The 23,514-nt window shown below is 38.3% G+C and carries 19 protein-coding genes; 18 read left to right on the forward strand and 1 reads right to left on the reverse strand.

The window, feature by feature from the left end; translation table 11 throughout:
- Positions 1-8 precede the first annotated feature (8 nt).
- The 4 genes from GQF63_RS16515 to GQF63_RS16530 all read left to right on the forward strand — a co-directional run bounded on the left by GQF63_RS16515 (position 9) and on the right by GQF63_RS16530 (position 5,296).
- Positions 9-515, forward strand: coding sequence for a hypothetical protein (locus GQF63_RS16515; protein WP_160370349.1), 507 nt, complete (start codon positions 9-11; stop codon positions 513-515).
- Positions 516-1,023: 508 nt separating this feature from the next.
- On the forward strand, positions 1,024-1,194 hold the full coding sequence (locus tag GQF63_RS16520; protein WP_160370350.1) for a hypothetical protein: 171 nt from the start codon (positions 1,024-1,026) through the stop codon (positions 1,192-1,194).
- Between the two features lie 22 nt (positions 1,195-1,216).
- Complete coding sequence (locus tag GQF63_RS16525; protein ID WP_160370351.1) at positions 1,217-3,031, forward strand: hypothetical protein; 1,815 nt, start codon at positions 1,217-1,219, stop codon at positions 3,029-3,031.
- 636 nt (positions 3,032-3,667) lie between these two features.
- On the forward strand, positions 3,668-5,296 hold the full coding sequence (locus GQF63_RS16530; protein WP_160370352.1) for an ATP-binding cassette domain-containing protein: 1,629 nt from the start codon (positions 3,668-3,670) through the stop codon (positions 5,294-5,296).
- A gap of 1,086 nt (positions 5,297-6,382) precedes the next feature.
- On the opposite strand, the gene GQF63_RS16535 is transcribed toward GQF63_RS16530, so the two are convergent.
- Positions 6,383-8,221: an acyltransferase family protein gene (locus GQF63_RS16535; RefSeq protein WP_160370353.1), complete on the reverse strand. Its 1,839-nt coding sequence runs from the start codon at positions 8,219-8,221 to the stop codon at positions 6,383-6,385.
- Positions 8,222-8,456: 235 nt separating this feature from the next.
- Between GQF63_RS16535 and GQF63_RS16540 the strand changes: the two genes are divergently transcribed.
- From GQF63_RS16540 to GQF63_RS16605, 14 genes are all read left to right on the forward strand, one after another.
- Positions 8,457-8,969, forward strand: a complete 513-nt coding sequence (locus tag GQF63_RS16540) for a winged helix-turn-helix domain-containing protein (RefSeq protein WP_160370354.1) — start codon at positions 8,457-8,459, stop codon at positions 8,967-8,969.
- 23 nt (positions 8,970-8,992) lie between these two features.
- On the forward strand, positions 8,993-10,384 hold the full coding sequence (locus tag GQF63_RS16545; protein ID WP_160370355.1) for a nucleotide sugar dehydrogenase: 1,392 nt from the start codon (positions 8,993-8,995) through the stop codon (positions 10,382-10,384).
- A 28-nt stretch (positions 10,385-10,412) separates the two neighbouring features.
- Positions 10,413-10,901 carry an adenylyltransferase/cytidyltransferase family protein gene (locus GQF63_RS16550; RefSeq protein WP_160370356.1) on the forward strand — a complete coding sequence of 163 codons (489 nt, stop codon included), beginning with the start codon at positions 10,413-10,415 and terminating at the stop codon, positions 10,899-10,901.
- Positions 10,902-10,933: 32 nt separating this feature from the next.
- Positions 10,934-11,902, forward strand: a complete 969-nt coding sequence (locus tag GQF63_RS16555) for an SDR family oxidoreductase (RefSeq protein WP_160370357.1) — start codon at positions 10,934-10,936, stop codon at positions 11,900-11,902.
- Between the two features lie 22 nt (positions 11,903-11,924).
- Positions 11,925-13,211, forward strand: a complete 1,287-nt coding sequence (locus GQF63_RS16560) for a nucleotide sugar dehydrogenase (protein WP_160370358.1) — start codon at positions 11,925-11,927, stop codon at positions 13,209-13,211.
- An 11-nt stretch (positions 13,212-13,222) separates the two neighbouring features.
- Positions 13,223-14,614 carry a lipopolysaccharide biosynthesis protein gene (locus tag GQF63_RS16565; RefSeq protein WP_160370359.1) on the forward strand — a complete coding sequence of 464 codons (1,392 nt, stop codon included), beginning with the start codon at positions 13,223-13,225 and terminating at the stop codon, positions 14,612-14,614.
- On the forward strand, positions 14,611-15,600 hold the full coding sequence (locus GQF63_RS16570) for a polysaccharide pyruvyl transferase family protein (RefSeq protein WP_160370360.1): 990 nt from the start codon (positions 14,611-14,613) through the stop codon (positions 15,598-15,600). Before GQF63_RS16565 ends, GQF63_RS16570 begins: the two co-directional genes overlap by 4 nt.
- Positions 15,597-16,730 (forward strand): glycosyltransferase, encoded by a 1,134-nt coding sequence (locus GQF63_RS16575; protein ID WP_160370361.1) that lies wholly within the window; start codon positions 15,597-15,599, stop codon positions 16,728-16,730. Before GQF63_RS16570 ends, GQF63_RS16575 begins: the two co-directional genes overlap by 4 nt.
- A 439-nt stretch (positions 16,731-17,169) precedes the next feature.
- Positions 17,170-18,120: a hypothetical protein gene (locus GQF63_RS16580; RefSeq protein ID WP_160370362.1), complete on the forward strand. Its 951-nt coding sequence runs from the start codon at positions 17,170-17,172 to the stop codon at positions 18,118-18,120.
- A gap of 1 nt (position 18,121) precedes the next feature.
- The gene (locus GQF63_RS16585) at positions 18,122-19,240 is read left to right on the forward strand and encodes a right-handed parallel beta-helix repeat-containing protein (RefSeq protein WP_160370363.1); all 1,119 of its coding nucleotides are present in this window, start codon (positions 18,122-18,124) and stop codon (positions 19,238-19,240) included.
- Between the two features lie 65 nt (positions 19,241-19,305).
- Positions 19,306-20,406, forward strand: a complete 1,101-nt coding sequence (locus GQF63_RS16590; RefSeq protein ID WP_160370364.1) for a glycosyltransferase — start codon at positions 19,306-19,308, stop codon at positions 20,404-20,406.
- A 2-nt stretch (positions 20,407-20,408) separates the two neighbouring features.
- Entirely contained in the window at positions 20,409-21,482 is a 1,074-nt protein-coding gene (locus GQF63_RS16595; RefSeq protein WP_160370365.1) for a glycosyltransferase, read from the forward strand.
- On the forward strand, positions 21,479-22,603 hold the full coding sequence (locus GQF63_RS16600; protein ID WP_160370366.1) for a glycosyltransferase family 4 protein: 1,125 nt from the start codon (positions 21,479-21,481) through the stop codon (positions 22,601-22,603). The genes GQF63_RS16595 and GQF63_RS16600 overlap by 4 nt, the downstream gene beginning before the upstream one ends.
- Positions 22,603-23,514, forward strand: coding sequence for an NAD-dependent epimerase/dehydratase family protein (locus GQF63_RS16605; protein WP_246163590.1), 912 nt, complete (start codon positions 22,603-22,605; stop codon positions 23,512-23,514). The genes GQF63_RS16600 and GQF63_RS16605 overlap by 1 nt, the downstream gene beginning before the upstream one ends.

Consider the following 23,514-nt stretch of genomic DNA (forward strand, 5'->3'; position numbering starts at 1 on the left):
TTTAACTAATGAATTATTTATTATTAACCGCTATTATTCCATTAGCCGTTGGTCTATTCTACATTTATAGAAGAATAATCTATAGCAATTTCGATCACTATGCTGACTTAACAGTGAGTGTACTATTAGATCAGAATATTGGGGATTTTACTTCCCATTACGGATGCATAATTTTTCAACTTCCTAGCTACGGGGAACATGTTAAAGAAGTTGTAATCACGGGTGTGCATGTCAGCAATAAGCACATCCGTGTTAATGCATTCGAAAAACTAAACTTCTTTTTGACTCCTGGAAAATCTAGCGAAAGCGCAATGAGGTCAATCGGTTTTTCCATCAGCAATAGAGGTTTGGTAAATCTAAAAGATCAAAAGGAAAGTATTGTTGTAAAAGGGTATGTGATTGATAGAAAAGGTGAAAAGAAATCTTTCTTGAAAACTTCTTATTATATTTTACAGGACTTTTCCAGAGAAATTATTGGTGAAAAGTATTATAAACTCAAGCAGGCGGGGTTGTAAACCATCTAATTGTATGATAAAGCATCAAGGCAGCAGTGCTACGGTGCTTTTTTTATATTCAGAAAACTTCTTACCTAATCCCTTGTGCAAAATTTCCGAGCAATGTATTTATGTGAAAACTCCAATTCATGATCAATGAATTACTCATCACATTATTTAAACAATTGATTTTTTTATAAATTGCTAGTAGGCTTTTTGAGCACAGTATATTCAATATTTTATTTCAATGAGAACAAAATCTTGTTAATATTAAAACTTTTTTGTAATATAGGTGTTTTACTGTTATAAACGCAATTAGCCTACGAGAAAACTTCTCTATAAGACATCAATATTTATTTAATCTTAATTGCTCAATGAAGGAATTTAAATAAATTAGAAATGAAAAAGCCAACCTACAATAGCATATGCAGCCTGAGCATTCCGCCTTCTTTTAGTAATATCGCGAAAAGGAAGTTATCCGATTCTGGCTAAACATTCAGTTAGCATTTTTAACCATAAAGTATATAGTATGAAAACACAATTAAAAAAAACTTACGAAGCGCCCTCCATGGAAGTGCTAGTCGTAGAATTAGAGCAGGGAATTGCCGCCGCTTCTCTTAATTCGTCACCTCAGATTGATGATACATTCGGACAAGGTTCAAGTTCAACGGGATGGAATACAGATGACAGTGGATTTTAATTCCCATCTAAAACGAAAGGACATGAACAGAAAATTAAAAAATTGCATTAGTAAGTTGGCATTCGGTATGGTGTTAACTTCGAGCATTCTATTTGCAAATAGCTGTGCTAAGGATTCCAAAGAAGACATTTCTGAACCTGGAATAGGGACTCGCGTGGTAGTGAATGTGGGAGGAATAGACGAGATGGGGAAAATTGAATCTAAAGGGCAAGTTTCGAAGAGTTTGGATCGAGTGGGAATTTCAACAAACGCTTTAAAAACAAAATTGGTAGAAGGAGATGGGTTCGATGTTTTGATCTCACAATCTAGTAGTCAATCGCTGGCAGATGTTAAGATGAATAGTACCCAGTCAAGTTCCAGCGGAGGAATTAAGGCAGCCGCGACACCGATGCCAACAGGATCGCTATATCGCCTGTACCTACGCAAGCAGGGTGAGATTGGATTAACCTCATCACCATTCACTGCAGGTGTTGCCGGTAGCATAGCAGTTGAGCAAGGTCAAACTTATGAGTGGTTCGCCCTCTCGTACAATAATGCTACGACCGTGCCAGATGCAACAAATAATATCGTTGAAATTGCCGATGGCGCTAGCCTGCTCTATGCGAAGGGCACATTTTCTGTACCTACAGGAAATGGTGATGTAGTTGTGCCATTGAATATCGTTTTCAGACCCCGAGTTAGTAAAGTAAATATTGAAATTAATACAATGGGAATGTTTGCTGCACCCACTTCGGCAACCGCTACAGTTACGGGGGCTTATGCTAAACCTGATGCTATAGATGTGGTAACAGGCGAGCTTGTCGGAACTTCTGTGCCTCAAACGATCACATTTGCAAACTTTTCGCCTGTACCAAATACAGAAGGCCAACGTCGAATCGCAACAGCTTATCTTGCAGGTAACTCAGACGAAAATATCAATGTGAGCGTATCTAATTTAAAAATTCAGCTGGACGATAATACAACAAGGGATTTCGGTGCCTCATCGCTATCTCAAAGTTTTGCACCCCAAGTTGGAATGGAGCAGAATATCATTTTAAATTTTATTGAAACACCTCTTACTACGTCTCGTAATGGTACTACTGTACGTTGGGCGAGATCGAATCTTTACTATCAGGATGGGGCATATAATTCATATCGTTTCTTTCACAAGAATCCTTTTACGCAAACTGCGGCTGAACAGAATAAGAGCTTTTTTTCATTTAGAGGACATCTTCCTCGGAGACTAGCGAACGCTACAGAATCGCTGCAAAAAGATCCGTGCTCACTGGTTTATCCTGCAGGGTTGTGGAAAACGCCTAGTGATCAAGAACTAAGTTCTTTGACGAGCTCAAATGGGCTTGTTCTTGATTTGGTTACGAACTTATTAGCAGCAGTTTTCCCGGAACCAGGTACGACTGGCGCTACTTTTGGAGCGAATTATATTCAATATTCGGTTACTAATAATCCAAACCCAGCATACAATGACGCAACTAACAATCTGCGTTTTAATTATAATGGTTTGCAAACCAACGTGAGTTTAGTAAGTGGGCTGATTAATTTAAATTTATTGAACGTTGGGGAATTGGCTTCTCTTTGGTCGAGTGACCGTGTAGCTGATTTGTCAATAGTTGAAGTTGGGGCCTGGGGTTATTTGGGATCTACCGCACCAGCACGATTAATTGCGATTCCGCCTCGTCCAGAGCGTGCTATTGGTGCTCGAAGTGCAGGGGTATTAAATATCGATCTTTTAAATTTAGGGCTTGTGGGTTCTGGATTTCATAATGTACGCTGTGTGAGAGACGCATCGTGGACTGCAAAAAGCCAGCAAGCAACATACAACCCATACCCATCTTATTAAGAGAGTTTTTCCATAGTAATATGTATAAACGGGCTGTCCTTATGGATAGCCCTTCTTATTATCGTTAAAACATTGATTTGTTCCTCTTTGCTTCGTAATCTTTACATTCATCGATTAAATGTAAGGGAAATGGCTTGGTAGCCACCCCTAAAAATATCCGCGCGGTGTGCACGCTGCTGCATAACAGTTATTTCAATAAGAGTATGCTGGATTGTGATCGATAAATTTCTAAAAATAAATAGATACATTTAACTTAAATTTGGAACCTTTAGGGGATGGCAGATGAAAATGACCTTGTGCATTGGCCGAGTAGCGTTAACGCGCACATCTTGGAACTCCAGTTGTGTATGGAATCAATTTTAGAAACATTTCTAATGTGGCCTCCATTTATCCTCGTTTAAAGGGCAGCTTGATCCTGATCATTTATGCTAAATTTATAAATAGGTTGTTATGCTAAAACTGATTTATGTTTTTTTCCAGATCCTAAAACGATGTCTCGTTTTTGCGAACCATTTTAATCCATTCTCCTCGCGCCAGTTACCTCTACCGGTATCTGTGTTGAAACTCGATAGCTCGACAGCAGATGATACTCGCTACCTGTTGCCTCTGTCATCAAAATTCGATCGTTAATTGATTATGTTTTTACAAAGGGTGTTAAGCAATGAAAAGAAATGGGTCCTAGCTTTTTTGCGACCCTATGCGGCTAAATTAACGCTATATTTTTTTCTTGAAACGTTTTCGATAATTATGGGACTAACGTTTATTTGGTGTTCTAAACGTGCAATCGACTTTGCTGTCTTCGGTGAAATACTTTCCATGAAACGCTCACTATTGGGCCTTGGTCTAGCTGCGGGTGCAGGATTGTTTGCGAGCCAGTATGCCAAATGGCTAAATGAGAGAACGCTTGCGCTCATGCTCATCGATATCCAAGGAAGGATATTTGCTCCAAATATCTACACGAATTGGGCAAGCTTGACCTCCAGCCATACGGGGGACTTAATGCATCGAACGAATGTTGATGCACAAGAAGTTGTGCAGGTGCTAGGGCAATCAATTATTTCTGCAATCGTTATGGGTTTACGGTTACTCGGGGCGACAGCCCTCCTATGGTCTATGGATCCAGCACTCGCAATTATTCTTTTGGCGATTTGTCCCTTGCTGCTGATTTCAAAAGTATACTTTCGCCGCTTGCGACATCTCCATGGCCGTCTAAAGACAGCTGAAGGACAATTAGGTAATACCTTTGAGGAAAACTTCCGCTTCCGAACGCTGATCGCTTCATTCAATATGTATGGGTCACGGATAGATAAGCTGCGCAAAGGCCAGAAACATGTTTACGATTTAAAAGCCGCGATTATCAATTTTTCGACATTTTCTCGGGGTACCATAAATATAATTGCAAGCGTCGGATTTTTTGTCACATTCTATTGGGGCGTAGGTAAGTTGAGTGTCGGCGAAATCTCCTTTGGGACGCTTTCTGCTTTTCTTCAACTGGTGGTGAGGATTCAGGGGCCTGCGCTATCGTTGATGGGATTTATTCCTACTTTGGTGAAATTCAATGCTGCGAAAGACCGCGTCTTGGAAATTGCCGGTGGACCCTATACTGAACCCAAAGAAGAAAAATTAAAAGTCATTGAGGAAATCTCCTTGAGCGATGTATACTTTCAATATGAAGATAAACAGGTTCTTAATGGGCTCAATGTATCTTTTGCTAGAGGTGTTCCTACCGCAGTGCTAGGTCCAAGCGGAAAAGGAAAAACCACGTTGTTGCGCTTACTTCTTAAGCTTCTCGAGCCCCAGAGAGGCAAGATTTCAATCCGAACGAATGGTCAATGCATAGATCTTGAGGAGAGCCACCGTGTCAACATAGGGTATGTCCCTCAGGGAGATAAGCTCTTTAGTGGAACCATACGCGAAAATTTAAATGTAGAAACGGCTTCCCTTTGCGATGAGCAGATAAGACAAGCGCTCGTGATCTGCTGTGCGGAATTTGTTTTTGATTTGCCGCAGGGGATAGACACCCAGATCGGAGAATCCGGTTATGGATTGTCGGAAGGTCAGATGCAACGCATCGCCGTAGCGCGAGCAGTACTGGGAGATTATCCGATATGGCTGTTTGACGAAGTGACCTCTGCCTTAGATGCTGACACTGCAAGTAAGCTCGTGAAAAATCTGATAAGTTTGGGCGAGGATAAAATCATGGTATTTATCACGCACGACGTGTATGTAGCTCATTCAGTGCCCAAGACTATCCTATTTAGCTAAAGTTTGGGTAATCGCATTCCTATTTTGAATTCGAGGTGCGACTCGGATCGCTCTAAGGTAACTGCTCAATTGCTAAAAGCAACAATTAATGCGATTATATGTTCTGTTAACTTCACACTATAATCTTTTCCAAGAGGAATAGGCTATACAAGGGGGCTTTAAGAATAGTTTAGATCTATTTCTTTTGTGGCTGCATATAAAGTTCTCGAATAACAAGTCCTGAGCCATCAGACTTTTAGCGAATCCGAATGTTCATCTGAAAAAATTTAAGGATAGATTTGCTACCGCCCATATCCTAATAATTGATCTATCGAACGGAAAAAGGATAAACGAGCAGCACTTGTCTTTGAATATAGTTTGCTTCCACGCTAAGGGGGCGACGCGGACTCCATTGAGTAAGTACATCGTAAACGCTTATGGTCAAAACAAACAGTCATTGCCTTTCCATTTGCTGTATGCTCCGAAATGTTGCTTGAGACATGAAAAGCAGTACCGAAAACATATGGCATGCCTATGTCCTTATAATAAGCTGTGGCCTGGCTTAATTTTGTGTTGTGAAGTGTTGATCGCTAACAACCTAATGAAAGGAGCCAGGGGAACTCCACATATGATTAAAGTTCGCTGTACAGCGGTAAAACTGTGTTCTTTTTGTTTGGTATCCTTACTTCATTACCTCATTTTTATAAACCATGCAGCAGGAAATTTATTGCGCAAGTGGACAGGCCCAACACGCACTGCCTGTTCTTGCATACCCGACACGCAATTTTGCGGGAATCTCCACCATCGGATGTAAGCATTTAGATGCACTAGGGGTTGCAAAAATCCCAGCGCAGAAATTACGATGTTTACTAAATAGACAAGCTGTCCTTTTTTGCTGACTCATGGTTTTAGTATAAATGTTCGAGAGACGCCTCTGCGAACTTGCGTTTTCTGTTCAGCTAAGTCGTTATATCGCTACAAGCACGAAGGCGAGTATTAAATTTAGATTTCATTTTTTGTAGTTTCGTCCCGTTAGTGCTTCCAGGAGGTACTATATACTTGGTTAGACCCCTTCCAACGCGAAATGGAAGGGGTTTTCATTTTCCATTATTTTATGGTGTTGAAAATCGTTTCTCGCAACAGCGGTTTATAACCATCGGTTCCAAAGATCGAGAAGTGATCAGTATCGTACATATAGATACCCTGCTGGTCATCCTTGTATATATCGCTACAATAAACGTCTACATATTTCTTCGAGATAGATGATTTCTTCATCGTTTCATTCACTAAAGTCCTATTGTTACGTAAAAATCGATGCCCAGGGATGTCATACTCTCGCTTCATGTACCAGACAACAGGGTATTCTACGTTATAGGCTTCAGTTTGACCGATATAGACGGTCGGAATTTGATATCGCGCGAAGTACTTTTCAGTATCAGTAATAAGCTTCGCTACCTCATCCTTGCTGTAACCTGCATAATTTGCGGATAGAATGACCTTATCAATCTTTTGATAATGATTAGGTATGTAGCTGTCAAATACATAACTCATTAGATCATAATTTCCATTAAAGGAAGAGTTGGCGGATGGTGCAGGGAAAGTGTCATCTAGTGTAACTTGAATGAGGTTCACAGCATATTCCTTCGATAGCTCTTCAATTGTTCTTGCAAACATTCCGGCGTGACAATCGCCCAGAAGCAAATAGTTTTTCGAAGAATCCACAAGCCGTGCGTTACGCTTTAGATCATCAACCGTCACTGGATAGGCACGGGTTGAATGGGTTTCTCCAAATCCAAACTGCCCGTGTGCCTCCACTCGGGGATAATAGTGCATAAATCTTGTTAGCGAGCTGCTCATAGGCGTCATTATTTGGGCAACGAAGATAATTTTAGTGCCCAGAAATAATACGCTCAAGGTAATAGCGTAGCATAGAGCTAATGGGCCAACTTTTAATGATGTCCGTTTAATTTCTACATAGTGCCAAGATGTCCAACCTAATATCAGCGATATTAAGAATATCGCTAATTTGATCCACCACTCATTTATTCCTCCAAAATATATTCCCAGAACAATCAGGGGCCAATGCCATAGGTACCACGAATATGAGATGTTGCCAAAGAACTTGCTTAATCGATGGCGAAATAAACTGAAATTCGGTTCTAACCATAAAACCAACGAAGTGAGTGCTACTGTTAATAATACATTGATACCCCTTACCGCTGCTAAATCTTTAGACAATATAATAATCATCAGAGATATTATTGCGATCGCGCCGCCCCATTGTCTAAACTTTAGCGATAAGCGCTTTGGTACCTCCGAACCAGTGATGGATATAATCCCTCCTGCAAAAAATTCCCAAGCGCGCGCGGGAAGCATGTAGTACGCAAAGCGGGGCGCGATATGGTTCGATAGCATGTAAATGACAAAGGACAATAACATCAAAACGCTTAGTATTTTTAGAGTCCTAAAGGTGCTTTTCCTGCCCCCTGGTTGAAAAGAAATGATCAAGAGCGGATAGAGCAAGTAAAATTGCCATTCCAAGGAAAGTGTCCACGTGTGAAGCAGAAAATTCAACTGAGCGGATGGTGCGAAATAATCCTGAATGGAATGATAATAAGCGTTCGAGAGAAATAAAATACTACTGAATCCAAAGCGAGCGAAGTCATAAACTTTCAGTGGGATTAATATATAGATCAATAGGAGCGTCGCAACGAGCATAGTTGCAAGCGGAGGAATAATCCTTTTAGCTCTTTGGATGTAGAATTGGGTGATTTTGAACCGTTTTTGTTTTTGCTTTTCTAAAATTATTTGGCTGATGAGAAATCCGGAGACGACGAAAAAAATGTCTACACCTAGATATCCATTTGCGAACAGAGGTACCCGCAGATGGTATAGGACGACGGATAATACAGCAATGCACCTTAAAAAGACGATATCATATCTCATGGGAACGCTTTACAGCTCTTTAGGTTTATACGAAGATAAACAAACTGAAATTAAAGTGGCAAGCCTTCCCTCCTAAAATGGGTTGACATGTGGGCTTTCAGTCAAGCGTTACAATTCTAGAAAATGTTGATGGAGAAACGCGTGCATGGAGCTCCTGGGTAGCTAAGGGAGAAATTATATTAAGAATTTTTTTATTTTGATCATATTGAGTACTTTTGGTGCTCATGTACTAATTATGCTGGATTCACTGATAACCTCAAAGACTCGACTTAAACTACTTATTAAGTTTTTTGTCTCGGCTGCTAATAAAGGTTATTTGCGAGGTATAGCGGAGGAGTTTAATGAATCAACAAATTCTGTAAGAAAAGAACTTAATCAATTGGCCGATGCGGGATATTTGAATAGAAAGCAGGAAAATAATCGAATTTATTATCAGGCAAATACTCGACATCCGCTTTTCGAATCCCTGCAAAATCTCGTTAGAAAAAATCTTGGTATCGACAGAACAGTAGAAAAGATATTAGAAAAAGCAGGCAAAGTGGAAAGTGTAAGCCTTCTGGGCGATTATGCAAAAGGTATAGATTCGGGCACTATTGAAATAATGGTGGCTGGTGATGAGATAGATAGAGGCTACTTACTGCAACTTCGCTCAAAAGTAGAGGCTGTGATTGGCAAGAAAGTGGAAATATATTTTGATAATCATGAAGAAGTTCAGCAGCACATCATACTTTTTCAGAAGGAAAGCTAAACTTTGGAACGGATCGACAAGCGATGACAAATCATAAAGGAATTAGAAAAATTGCCTGTATCGGAGCAGGTTATGTAGGCGGTCCGACCATGTCGGTAATCGCACAGAAGAATCCACATATCCAAGTCACTGTTGTAGACTTGAACGCCGGTCGTATAGATGCATGGAATGACGAAAACTTCGATAATCTGCCGGTTTACGAGCCCGGATTAGATGCGGTCATCGCCGAAGCTAGAGGTAGAAATCTCTTCTTTTCTACCCATGTGGAGAAAGCAATTATGGAGGCTGATATGATTTTCATCTCCGTAAACACACCTACGAAAACATATGGTAAGGGAAAAGGACAGGCCGCGGATTTAAAATTTATCGAGCTTTGTGCGAGGCAGATTGCGGAAGTGGCCACATCCCCTAAAATAATTGTAGAAAAGTCTACTATACCCGTAAGGACGGCCGCTACCATTAAAAGCATTCTGGATCATACGGGAAAGGGCGTGCCATTCCAGGTGCTTTCCAATCCCGAGTTCTTAGCGGAAGGGACCGCTATACAGGATCTTTACAAGCCCGACCGGATTTTGATCGGTGGAGAGGATCCCGATGCAATCGCTGCCCTAAGATCGATTTATGAGGCATGGGTTCCGTCAGATCGGATTATTGCCACCAACCTATGGTCATCAGAACTTTCCAAGCTTGTGGCCAACGCATTTTTGGCACAGCGCGTTTCATCGATAAATTCGATCTCAGAGCTCTGCGAAGTAACTGGGGCAAATGTCGATGAAGTTGCTCAAGCTATCGGTAGAGATTCCAGAATTGGACCGAAGTTCCTAAAGGCATCGGTTGGATTTGGGGGCTCTTGCTTTCAAAAAGATCTTTTAAATCTAGTGTACATAGCACGATCTTATAACCTCAACCAAGTTGCCGATTATTGGGAACAAGTGATCAAAATTAATGATCATCAAAAAATAAGATTTGCAGAAAAGATCATACAAACGATGTACAATACGGTAAATGGCAAGAAAATTGCTTTTATGGGTTGGGCATTTAAAAAAGATACGAATGATACGAGAGAATCGGCAGCGATTTATGTAGCCGACCACCTTTTAGAGGAACGAGCAAAGATTGAAGTGTTTGATCCAAAAGTCCAGGAAAATCAGATTTACAATGACTTAAACGCGCTAGCGACACGCTCCAAAGAGGAAAACCAGAAATTGCTAAAAGCAGTGTCGAGTCCTTATCAAGCGTGCGAAGGTGCACATGCAATAGCGCTGCTTACAGAGTGGGACGAGTTTATTGAATATGATTGGCAACGTATTAAGAATAACATGAGAAAGCCGGCTTTTGTTTTCGATGGGAGAAAAATTTTGGATAGAAAAAAGCTTGAAGACTTAGGATTTATTTATTACGCCATAGGAGAATAACGTATTTGCAATATTTAAAGATAGAAAGATGAAAGAAATCGAAAATACTAAGCTAGGTCGTAAACGACAGGATTACAATCCAGGCCCACGAGTAGGCATTACATTTAGCACTTTTGATTTACTGCATGCCGGACACATTATGATGCTGGCCGAAGCGAAACGCCAATGCGATTATCTAATCTGTGGATTGCAAATGGATCCCACCTTGGATCGTCCGGAAAAAAATGCTCCGACACAAACGGTGGTAGAGCGTTACATTCAACTTCGAGGTTGTCAGTACGTCGATGAAATTGTTCCGTATTCTACCGAACAGGATTTAGAGGATATATTAAAATCCTTCAAGCTAGATGTTCGCATCGTCGGAGATGAATATAGAGATCGAGACTTTACAGGAAGAAAATATTGTGAAGAGAAGGGCATTGAACTTTATTTCAATAGTAGAGATCATAGGTTTTCCAGTTCGGGACTGAGGAAGATCGTAGCTGAAAAGGAGAATGCTAAAAACGGGCATAAATAATCAACTTATTTCTTAGAATAAAACCAAATTTAATGAGTAAAATATTAATTACCGGTGGAGCTGGATTCATTGGTTCCAACTTAACGGAATATTTTTTAGGAAAAGGACACCAAGTTGTCATTCTTGATAACTTTGCGACCGGCCATCGTCACAACATTGCACAGCATGACGAGAATCCAAATTTTAAATTGATCGAAGGCGATATTCGTCATGTTAATGATTGTCAAAAAGCTGTGGAAGGAGTTGATTATGTTCTACATCAGGCAGCTTTAGGATCGGTTCCTCGTTCAATTAAGGATCCGCAGACCTCTAATGAAGTCAATGTTTCAGGCTTTTTGAACATGCTAGTTGCTGCCAGAGACGCAAATGTGAAGCGTTTTGTCTATGCTGCCTCTTCATCAACCTATGGAGATTCTGAGAGTCTGCCGAAAGTGGAAGATAAGATTGGAAAACCGCTTTCTCCCTATGCGATTACAAAATATGTGAACGAACTATATGCGGAAATTTTTTCCAAAACTTATGGTATGGAAACCATTGGTCTGAGATATTTTAATGTTTTTGGACGTCGTCAAGACCCAAATGGCGCGTATGCAGCAGTAATTCCTCTTTTCGTAAAGAAGTTTATGAATCATGAAAGTCCAGTAATCAATGGTACTGGCGATTATTCCAGAGACTTTACTTATATCGATAATGTAATTCAAATGAATGAGCTCGCAATGTTGACGGAAAATCCAGAAGCTGTAAATACAGTGTATAACACGGCTGTAGGCGATCGTACAACGCTTAATCAGTTGGTTGGGTACTTAAAAGAGTTTTTGACGGAGTATGACGCTGAAATTTCTAAGGTTGAGGTCGTTCATGGTCCTAATCGTCAGGGGGATATTCCTCATTCCTTGGCTTCTGTGGATAAAGCTAAGAATCTTTTAGGCTACGAGCCAACACATGTTATTAAAGAAGGATTGAGAGAAGCTACCCAATGGTATTGGGAGAATTTAAAATAGGTATTAAATATAAAGAATTAGAATGAAAAATATTGCCGTTATAGGATTAGGATACGTAGGCCTACCACTTGCAAGACTGTTCGCCACGAAATATCCAGTTTTAGGTTTTGACATTAATCAAAAAAGAATTGATGAATTGCGTTCCGGTAAGGATTTGACTTTAGAGGTTGAAGACGATATTCTTAAGGAAGTTTTGGTTGATAATAATCCATTTGATAAAGCTGAATCGATTGGCCTATACTGTTCGAATAAATTAGAAGACATTGAAAAGGCCAATTTTTATGTTGTCACTGTACCTACGCCAGTAGATAAAAATAACCGTCCGGACCTTACACCACTATATAAAGCCTCGGAAACAGTAGGTAAAGTATTAAAGAAGGGTGATATTGTAGTTTATGAGTCAACTGTATATCCTGGTGTTACCGAAGAAGAGTGTATCCCAGTGCTGGAACGAATTTCTGGATTGAAATTTAACGTTGATTTCTTTGCTGGATATTCGCCTGAGCGTATTAATCCTGGTGATAAACAGCATACAGTAGAGAAGATTTTGAAAGTAACATCTGGTTCGACTCCGGAAATTGGAAAAGAGGTGGATGAAGTTTACAAATCGGTTATTACAGCAGGAACGCATTTGGCTCCGACGATTAAGGTCGCGGAAGCAGCTAAAGTAATAGAGAATTCTCAGCGAGATATTAATATTGCTTTTGTAAATGAATTAGCGAAGATATTCAATATTTTAGAAATTGATACTCATGCTGTTCTAGAGGCTGCAGGAACAAAATGGAACTTCTTACCGTTCAAACCAGGATTGGTTGGTGGACACTGTATTGGAGTTGATCCTTATTACTTGGCCCAAAAGGCACAAGAACATGGTTACCACCCAGAGATAATTTTAGCCGGCCGTCGCTTAAATGATTCTATGGGTGAATATGTGGCCTCTCAAGTCGTTAAAACAATGATTAAGAAGGGCATCAATGTAAATGGTGCAGTAGCTTTGATGCTCGGTGTAACATTTAAAGAAAATTGTCCCGATGTGAGGAATACGAAGATTGTTGATGTAATAAGAGCTTTGGAAGATTATGGCGTGAAAGTTACCACCTTTGATCCTTGGGCAAATCCCGTCGAGGTACAACATGAGTACGGAATTGAAAGCTTGTCAGATTTACCACCTGGAAAATATGATTCAATTATCCTCGGAGTCGCTCATGATGAGTTTTCTGCAATAAATTATGATTTGTTAGCAAAAGAGCTGGCCATCATTTATGATGTCAAAGGAGTTTTAGGCGCAAAAGCGACTTCAAAGCTCTAGTTTGTTTGGAAATGGCTGATATCTATTCTAAGTTAATAAGAGGTACTGCAGTTTATGCAATAGGTAACTTCGGTAGTAAAATTTTGTTATTCGCCCTTGTTCCGATTGTTTCGTTTTTTTTAACCAAAGAAGAGCTTGGAGAGTATGATTTGGTACAAACCGCAATGAATTTATTAATACCAATTTTTTCAGCGCAGATTTTCAATGGAACATATAGATGGCTTCTAGAGAAAAAGACGAAAACACCCCCCCAAACGGTAATATTAAACGGATTAACTATTTGTGTCGTGGGGTTGCTTCTGTTCTCTATTTTGTATTTTATCACTTCGGAATTTATTCCTCTTTCAATCAGCTTTGTCACTGGGTTACTTCTGTTGGGTAGTAGTATGTTTTTTCAATATTTTCAGTTTGTCGCCAGAGGATTAGGAAAAAGCCGATTGTTTTCGTATTCGGGCATTCTTTATTCATTCATTCTAGTAATCTCGACGTTTTTATTGCTGAAAATATTTGCTGTTGGTGTCGAAGGCTTATATTGGTCAATCATAGCAGCAAATCTTGTGGGTTCAGTTTTTCTTTTTTTTACTAGTAAAATATATCTCTATACCAAGATAGCAAGCTATGATTTAACCACACTGAAGGAAATGCTTCATTTTTCACTTCCTTTAATTCCCAATCAGATAAGTTGGTGGCTTATCACCGCTTCTGATAAGTTTTTAATTTTGAAAATCTTATCTGCGGATATGAATGGAATTTATGCGATTTCCTCTCGGTTTCCTGCGATTATGACCATCATTAATTCAATCTTTCTGTTGGCATGGCAAGACTTTACTATTAAGGATGACGGCCAAGACGTTCGAGTAAATACGCGCTTGTTTAACACTTACATGAGAGTGCAATTTGGAATGGTTTTGCTTCTTGCTCCGTTGTCGGAGTTAACCGTTAAATTTTTAGTTGATGCAAAATTTTATGAGGCTTACAAATACATGCCTATCTTGTATTTAGGCGTTGCTTATTCAGCAATGGCAGGCTATTTTGGCGCGATATATTTGAAATCACGGAATACAATCGGAGTTTTTACAACTAGTATTGTTGGTGGTATAGTAAATATTTTAATTACCTTTTTACTAATGAAAAATGTCGGTTTATATGCCTCAGCAATAGGGACGTTCGTGAGCTTTTTCTTGATAGTTTTAATTAGGATTTTACAGACTAAAAAAGTCATGCCGATAAAGGTTCCTTTTCCAGAAATGCTTTTCTTTACAATTTTATCACTCTCTTTGTCATTTTTTGTGGTACATTTTGATGTGCGAGTCAACCTATTAATCTTTCTATTCACCTCTATACTGGTGTTCTACTTTAACAAAAATATTTTTATAAAAATCAAAAATCGGATAGTAAAATGAAAAATCAAAAATTTGGTCTACTGACATATCCCGCGACGCCTTATTATAATGTTGGAGATTATATTCAGAGTCTTGCAGCAAAGCAATACCTGCCGCAAGTTGACCAGCTAGTTGAGCGTGAAAAACTTCGAAGCTACGATGGTGAGGAAATTAATATGATCATGAATAGCTGGTATATTTATAATACTGCTGAATTTCCCCCTTCGAGTAAAATCAATCCATTGTTTGTCTCTTTCCATTTGAATTCAAGCGTCAAGGATAGGATTTTGGGGAACGAATCTACGGTCAACTATTTTAAGAATTATGGTAAAGTTGGGTGTCGAGATTTGTACACGTTACAGAGTTTGCAATCAAAAGGAATTGATGCGTATTTCAGTGGCTGTTTAACTACTACACTTGATCTAAAATATAAATTTGATGGTCCTAGAGAAGGGGTGATCCTGGCTGACCCATTATTTTTATTACCGAACATGGAAATACTAACCTATAACTATAAGTTCTTTCTTAAGGGGGCATTAAGAGGTGATCTGTTTAAATTGGGAGTTAGGAAGAAGTTGTTAAGAAAGATTATTGACAGTGAAATCTTACAGAATGTACCCAACCTTCACCATAAATTACCCGGTCATCACTCAGAAGAACGGAGATTCCAAGAAGCAGAGAAATTTTTACATAAATTTTCACGTGCGAAACTTGTTATTACGTCCCGCATTCACTGTGCACTTCCGTGCTTAGCATTAGGTACTCCAGTTATTTTCATCAACTACGGGTTCTCAAATGCCTCAGATCAGAGCCGTTTTAAAGGAATCACGGACCTTTTTAACACGATCAATATCGATCAGAACGGTAGAATCCAATCGAATTTCGGTTTCGAAGATGGAGATATTATAAATGAAAACACGGTAGCTGAAAATCCTTCAACCTACAAAGCTTATGCGGAAAATCTGAAAAAGGTCTGTCATGATTTTATTAACTCGCTGGATTCATGAGAATTTGTCAAGTAATTAATTCATTAAGTTCAGGCGGTGCGGAAGTATTTACCTCCCAATTGGCAGTCGCTCAAAAAAAGCTCGGCCATGATGTTTTTTTGATAACCTATCAAGGGGCTATAGATGAAAAGGGACGAATTCTTAACAAATATCTTACGGACAACGGTGTCATTGTGAAACACCATCGTGGTTTTAAGAAGGGATCATATGGATATATAATAGCATTCCTTTTCCTTCTAAGACAGATAGCAATGATTCGTCCTAACGTTGTTCACGCACATCTGCAGCTTAGCGATTTATTCATTTTTGTCGTTAGAAAACTTTTATTTTTTTACGACTTCAAAATAGTTAGAACTTTACACAATAAGAGACGAGCTGCTCGTCTGAGTAATAGTGTTGAAACTTCTATGGTGACGGGGTACGATTCAAACGTGGCGTGTAGCGATTTCGTCCGGGACAACTATGAAAATACTCCCCTCCGTAAACATTTAATCAGTATACCCAACGGCATAGATTTAAGCGAAAGTGATAAGTTAAAGGACCTAACACAAGAAAAAGCTCGCCGACTGCTTAATTTGCCTCAAGATGCGATTATATTCGCGAATGTCGGGTCTATGTATTTATCGGATAATGCCATCTCCAAAAAGAATCAAAAATTTATTGTTGAAGCAGTTGATGAAGTATCAAAGCATCAAGACAAATTTATTTGCCTCTTAATAGGTGATGGTACGCAACGTAGTCAGTTAGAAAATGATGTGAATACTAGAGGACTTTCAGAACAGATATTATTCACAGGAAACGTGTTGAACGTCTATACATATATTAAAGCTGTAGATTTCTTTGTTATGCCGTCAATCGATGAAGGTTTGCCTATAGCCCTCATTGAGGCTGTTTGTAGTGGTAAATACGCAATTACTTCCGGAATTGACGCATTCATACCGTTTAAATCAAAATCGGTAAAACTCTTAAACTCCTTTGAATTGGACGAATTCGTTAACGAAATTAGATTTGCAATATCCAACATATATTTGTGTAGAGCCCTTGGAATTGAAAATATTAGTTATTTTAGAAATAAATTTGACATCAATATCACAGCGAGGAAATATTTAAGATTGTATAATGATCTGTAATTCTCATAAAGTTTGGCACCCCTTTGTTTTTGTTATTGCTGCATCTCTAATAACAATTTACACGCTGTCTAGTGGATGGTTTTCTGCGTTTTTATTTTGGTTTTTGTTATTTTTTGGGTCGATAGCATACCTTCAGTATGCGCACAGAAGGGAGTCTAAAAATATTTTAAAACTTTTCGTAATTTCATACAGTCTTTATACTATCTATACTTTAGTGACAAACTATTTGTTTGTTAATGATCCTTCTCGAGAATTTTTCATGATTGTCGATTCTTTTAAATTTTGGAATCATTCGAACTATGTAATGTATGATTTTTCAGACGTTTGGAATCGATTTTTATTCGTCTTACCTGAGACCTCTCGTTATCCGTTATTTAGCTTTATAAATCTTCTGCTATCTTTTTTTTCTCAGTTGATAGACGTAAATAATATCTTGGTAATGAAAATCCAAAGCGTGTGGATAGGGTCAATTTCGATCCCTTATATTTATTTGTCACTTCGTAAATTTTTGCTTCAGAGTGTCGCTTACAAAGCGGCACTATTGTTCTCATTATTCTCCCATGTTGTAATTTATTCAGTTGTTTTTAATCGAGACCCTCATATTTATTTAGTGTTTGTTTTGGCGAGTTATTTACTGGTACATTTTGACACGAAAAAATTTGTGTTTATAAAGCTGTTTGGGCTCATGTTACTCGCAATGGGGTTTAGGCTGGAACATGGTCTTTTCTTTAGCGTATTCATTATTGGATACTTTTATCTTAAAGCCACGAAAAACAAAAGTTTGTTACTAGTTTTGTTCGCTGTTCTGCCGGTTTTTTTTGCTATTTTTTCTCCTAGTTTTCTTGATAAATATGGCGATAACTCTGAAGCATATCAAAATCAGATTGACAGAGTTGAACGAACGAGCTTTTCAGCGGGAGCTGCTCTTTCAAAATTACCTCCTGGATTGAAGCAGATAGCTATGGGAATAAATAGTCAGATCGCCTCTGCCGTACCATTTTGGCGGGGATGGAAGCCAGAACCGAATGATCCGAATTTTAGGAGATTTCCTGTACCCGGGTATTTCACTTCTTGGCGTTTTATGGAAGGTGTTGCAGGTGTGTTTTGGTTTTTTGTTTGGGGTATTGTGGTCGCAGGGTTTGTGAGAGGTGTGCATAAATTTGTTCCTCAGGAGATTAAAATTCCTTTCTATATAGGCGTATTGTTGATACTTGTGGCATCATCTTCTATTAATATTAGAAGGATTTATTGTGTTTACCCCGCGATATATATTTATGCAACGTATATATATGTATTGTTACCACCATTTTTTCGAAATCAGGCAATTCGTTATTCAGCTATTACTTTAGTCGCATTTTATTGTATATACCTTAGTCTTAAAGGATTTTAATATGATTTTTAAACTTAGAATTTTAATTATAATAATCTTTTCTGGATTTGTTCGAATTCAAGCTCAGTCGATTACTAGCATTCCACACGCACTTCTTCCTACTAACTATCAAACGTTAGCAATTCAACAACAATTCAACGACCTGAAGATCCGGGCTGTAAGTTTGGTCGAATATTTACCTAGAAATTACATAAAGGATGGTTCAAGAGATTATACAAAATATCTCCAAAAAGGAATAAATGAAAATGCGGTTGTTATTTTACCAAATTTCCCAGTTTTGGTAAATGATAATGGTCTTCAATTGAAAAGCAATTCTTCAATACTCTTTTTGGAGAAGTCTGAAATTATTTTGAAATCCTCAAGCAAAGGTACATATAACATATTAAATTTAGAGGGTATAAATAATGTCTCATTATTTTATCCAAGAATAAAGGGAGATCTTACTAAACATCTAGGAAAAGAAGGTGAGTGGGGAATGGGCATAATGATTAAAAGCAGCGAAAACGTGTTCATTTACAATGGTCGGATTGAGAATTGTTGGGGAGACGGCATCTATGTCGGAGCCGTATTTGATTCTGCTCGAAAGCGGTTTCTAAAGGAATCGAAAAATATTAAAGTGTACAATACAATATGTAACTCTAATCGTCGTAATGGAATTGCTATCGTCAGTGTCGATGGTATTGAGGTTTTTAACTCCACATTTGCCAATTCCAGACTTATGTATCCTAAGGCGGGTATTGATATCGAGCCCGGCGCTGCTAAACTTGACAATGTATTTATAAAGAACTGCCTTACCTACAGAAATAAAGCTAGGGGGATTGATTTAATGTTGAGAAAACTTGTCGGGACTGGAAGTCGAGAAATAAATATAACGATTTCAAACCACACTGATCATAGTTCTATGGTTGGGATTCGAATTGCAGGAATTAAGAAGTATAACCGAAACTTCAATAAAACAGGGGGGAGGATTACCATATCCGGCCTAAGGGGTTCGAAGAATAATAAACTGGTTAAATTTGAGGATATTCAGGATTATAACCCCTACTTTATTTTGAATGGAGACGTTGTAATAAATGAGATTAGCGCTAATCAAAAGTTGATAATGAAAAATAATAAATAATAACTGTGGTTGATACTATTTTTAAGCGTAAAAAGCTTCTGGTAATATGTGAACCGAAATTCGATATGAATTTAGGAAGAACTGTAAACTTAGCAATGAATGAAATATTATCTCAATATCAAAATCATTTTAATGAAGTTCATTGTCTTTGTCCATCGGACGATTATAGAACCGGAGTCAAAGGGTCAGGCGGAATTATTTATCATACGGTTGATTATTACAAAGGGTCTAAGATTGCCAAAATTTTTGCAATTCTAAAAGGCGATAAAGAGTTTCTAGAGAGGATTATTTTAGATCAAAACATTGAAATTGTCCAATACAGAATACCGTCTTTTTTTAGTTTAGGGTTCTACTATTGCTTTAAATCAATAAAGGTGAAAAAAACAACCTACATTGCTGGTGACATGTATGAAAACCTCACAAACAATTTTAAACAGGTTCCTTTCATTAAATTGTTTGCCCAAATTTCAGAATGGTTACAATTTCCATTAATTCGAAATTCGGTAGTAGTGTCCACTGGTCCTGTATTAGCTGAAAAATATTCTAAGCAGAACCCCAATATTCATGCGTACTTTTCTACTACTCACAATAACGTAAAGGTTAACAAAAATGAGTCTATAGAAGAATGTTTGAGAATAGTCTTTCTTGGACGGATTGACGAAGCTAAACGAGTAGGGGATATTGTTGAAGCGTCGAAGATTTTGAAAGATCGGGGGGTTGACTATACTGTAGACATAATTGGCGAAGGGCCCTCGTTAAAATTTATAAAATCAATGGTTGACAATTTTGATTTGAATTCTCATTTTAATTTTCATGGTTATATTTCAGACAGAGACAAAATTGACGATATTTTGACCGAGAGCCATGTAATGGTGTTACCCTCCATTACTGAGGGAACCGCAAAAGTATTACCAGAGGCCATGTCACGAGGCGTTGTTCCGATAGCTGTTAGAGGAGTAGGGAGTAATAATTTTATAATCGCAGATAAAAATAATGGCATGCTCTTCAATAAGATGGATGTTCAAGACTTAGCAGAAAAGCTGGTGCTGATTCGTTTAAGCAATGAAGATTTTCTGAATCTTCGCAATCAGTGCTATGAATATGCTAAGGAAAGAACTGCGTCGAGGGAAATACAAAAAATGTGGAATTTTATATTAGCCAATTGAGTATGAAGATTGTACATGTTATACCCTCACTACAAGCGGGAGGAGCCGAGAAATTGTTGGTTGAAGCTTCCAAGAATTACGCTGAACTTGGAATCGATCTTGAAATAATTGTTTTAAAAAAAACTAATTCTTTTTTGGAGCATAAGGTCGCTGACGGGGTCAAAATTTCTTATCTTGGGAAAGGTTCGCCGTACAATCCGCTTCATATTATTAGTTTGGGACGGATTCTAAAATCTGTTCAATTAGTACATGTGCATCTTTTTCCTGCGCTATATTGGGTCACAATTGCGAAGTCACTTTGGAGAAGAGAATTTAAGCTGGTTTACACCGAACATAGTACATCGAACCGTCGAAGGAGCTTACCTCTATTCAAATTTGTTGATCGATTTATCTATAGCAAGCTTGACTTTATTGGGTGTATATCAACTGCTACTAAAGCTAGGCTGGAAGAACATCTAAAAACCGAAAAGCTAGACATAGGCATAATTTCTAATGGTATAGATCTCGGCGCTTTCAAAAGTATTCCTGAAAATTTAAGTACGGCTAGGTCTGAACGAAAGCCAATTATTTTGCAAGTGTCAAGTTTTCGAGTGCAAAAAGATCAAAAAACGCTTATTCGGTCGATTAAATATCTTAACCGCCAAGTTGATCTTCTGCTCGTAGGAGAAGGAGACACCAAAAATGATTGTATTGCTTTAGCAGATACTCTCGGGATAAAGGATAGAGTCTTTTTTTTGGGGATTCGAAGTGATGTTCCAAAATTGATGAAAACTGCCGATATTATTGTTTTGAGTTCAAATGTTGAAGGGTTCGGAATAGCTGCTGTTGAAGGTATGGCTGCGGGGAAACCAGTTGTTGCAAGTAATATTGATGGGGTGTCGGAGATAGTCGGAGGAAGTGGTATTTTATTCGAAAAAGGGAACGCGGAAGATCTCTCATATTATCTCAACAGATTATTAGAGGATCCTCACTATTATCTCGCAGTATCTACGAGATGCTACAACAAATCTAGAGAATTTGATATAAAAATTATGGTTATGAAGTACATCGAAACGTATAAAAGATTACTTAGATGAAGAGATTATTGATTGTTACAAACGTCGACTGGTTTTTAATTTCGCACAGATTGGTAGTTGCGTCACACGCGCTTAAGAACGGTTGGGAAGTTTTTGTTGCATGTGAAGACACGGGAAGGTCTGGGGAAATTACATCTCAGGGGATACACTTCGAGAATCTTGTGTTTTCACGTTCTGGCACAAATTTAATTGCGGAGATAAGATCATATTTAAAATTTAAAAATCTTTATAGGAGAGTGAAGCCCGACGTAGTGCATCATATTACTATAAAGCCTGTAATTTATGGTACGCTTGCAGCTCGTTCATTAGGTATTAAGGGGATTGTAAACGCTGTTAGTGGAATGGGTTATTTATTTGTTGATGGGAAGTTTGGGTTATTTCAGAGGGCTGTTATGTGGCTTATGAGGAAAGGAAGCAATCACAATTCTGTTTCATACATTTTTCAAAACCAAGATGACAAAGAGGTTCTTCGTAAATTTGGCGTGCTTGAACGAGTAAAATCTGTGAATTTGATTAAAGGATCTGGGGTATCCCTTGATGAGTTTAAATATCAATTGCCTATCAAGAAGCCGAAATTAAGAATCTTGTTCGCGGGGCGGATGCTATGGGATAAGGGCATTAGGGAGTTGAGGATTGCAGCAGATATCCTAAAAAATGATTTAGGCAAGAAAATAGAAATTAGAATGATTGGGAAGGTGGATCTTGGAAATAAGAGTGCTGTTCCACTCGAATATTTAAATGAATGGGTAGATGGTGAGTACGTACAATGGAAGGGTCATATTGACGATGTTTACTCTGAATATGTAAATGCGGATGTTGTAATTTTACCTTCATATAGAGAGGGGCTTCCTAAAAATTTGATTGAAGCGTGTGCCGTTGGAAGACCCATTATAACCACTGATGCAGTTGGTTGTAAGGATTGTGTTGACGACGGTATAAATGGTATTATCGTCCCCGTAAAGGATGCGGAACAACTCGCGTTAGCGATTCGTAATATTATAACTACCCCGGAGAAGTTGCTAAATATGGGAATGTCTTCTAGGAGAAAGGCTGAGAAAGATTTCAATGTGGATGATGTAGTAATAAAACATTTGGAGATATATAATCAATTTATTTTTTGATGAAAATAACAATCACTGGAGGCTCTGGATTTGTAGGCAAAAACTTATCCGCCTACCTATCTGACATTGGTCACACTGTAGAGTTACTCTCATTGCGAGATTCGAATTGGGCTACTAAATATCCTGTAGATACACAAGTTGTTATTCATTTAGCTGGAAAAGCTCACGACACAACAAACAGTATTGAGACGGATAATTATTTTAAAATTAATGCGGAGTTGACAAAATCTGTTTTTCAAGTCTTCCGCGATTCTACAGCAAGTGACTTTTATTATTTCAGTTCCGTTAAAGCAGTCAGGGATTCGGTTGTAGGTGAATTAACGGAAAACGATGTCCCTTTTCCAATGACAGATTACGGTAGGTCTAAACTAGAAGCTGAAAATTATCTTAGACAACAAATTATTAGCAGTTCTAAAAGGATTTTCATTATCCGACCATCTATGATACATGGTCCAGGCAATAAAGGAAACTTAAATCTACTGTACAATATCGTTAAAAATGGCATACCTTGGCCATTAGGTTCCTTTAGAAATCAACGTTCATTTTTGGGAATCGATAACTTGAACTTTTTGATAGGTGAGATGCTAAAGTCACCATCAATTCAGTCGGGTGTTTATAACTTTTGTGATGACGACACGCTATCTACAAATGAAGTAGTCGCTATCATTTCTCAGGTTTTAAATAAAAAGGAACGTATATGGAATTGGAGTTCCAGGCTGATCAGATTTTTTGCGAAGGCTGGTGATAAGTTTTCGTTTCCGTTAAATACGGAGCGTTTGAAGAAGCTTACGGAATCGTATATAGTTTCTAATGCTAAAATTAAAAGTGCATTGAATATAGTTAAACTTCCTTTCACTGCTAGGGAAAATTTGATCACTACAGTTCATTCATTCAATAAAAAAGAAGCTTAA

It is taken from the genome of Sphingobacterium humi (genome assembly GCF_009768885.1).
GTDB classification, from domain to species: Bacteria; Bacteroidota; Bacteroidia; order Sphingobacteriales; family Sphingobacteriaceae; genus Sphingobacterium; species Sphingobacterium humi.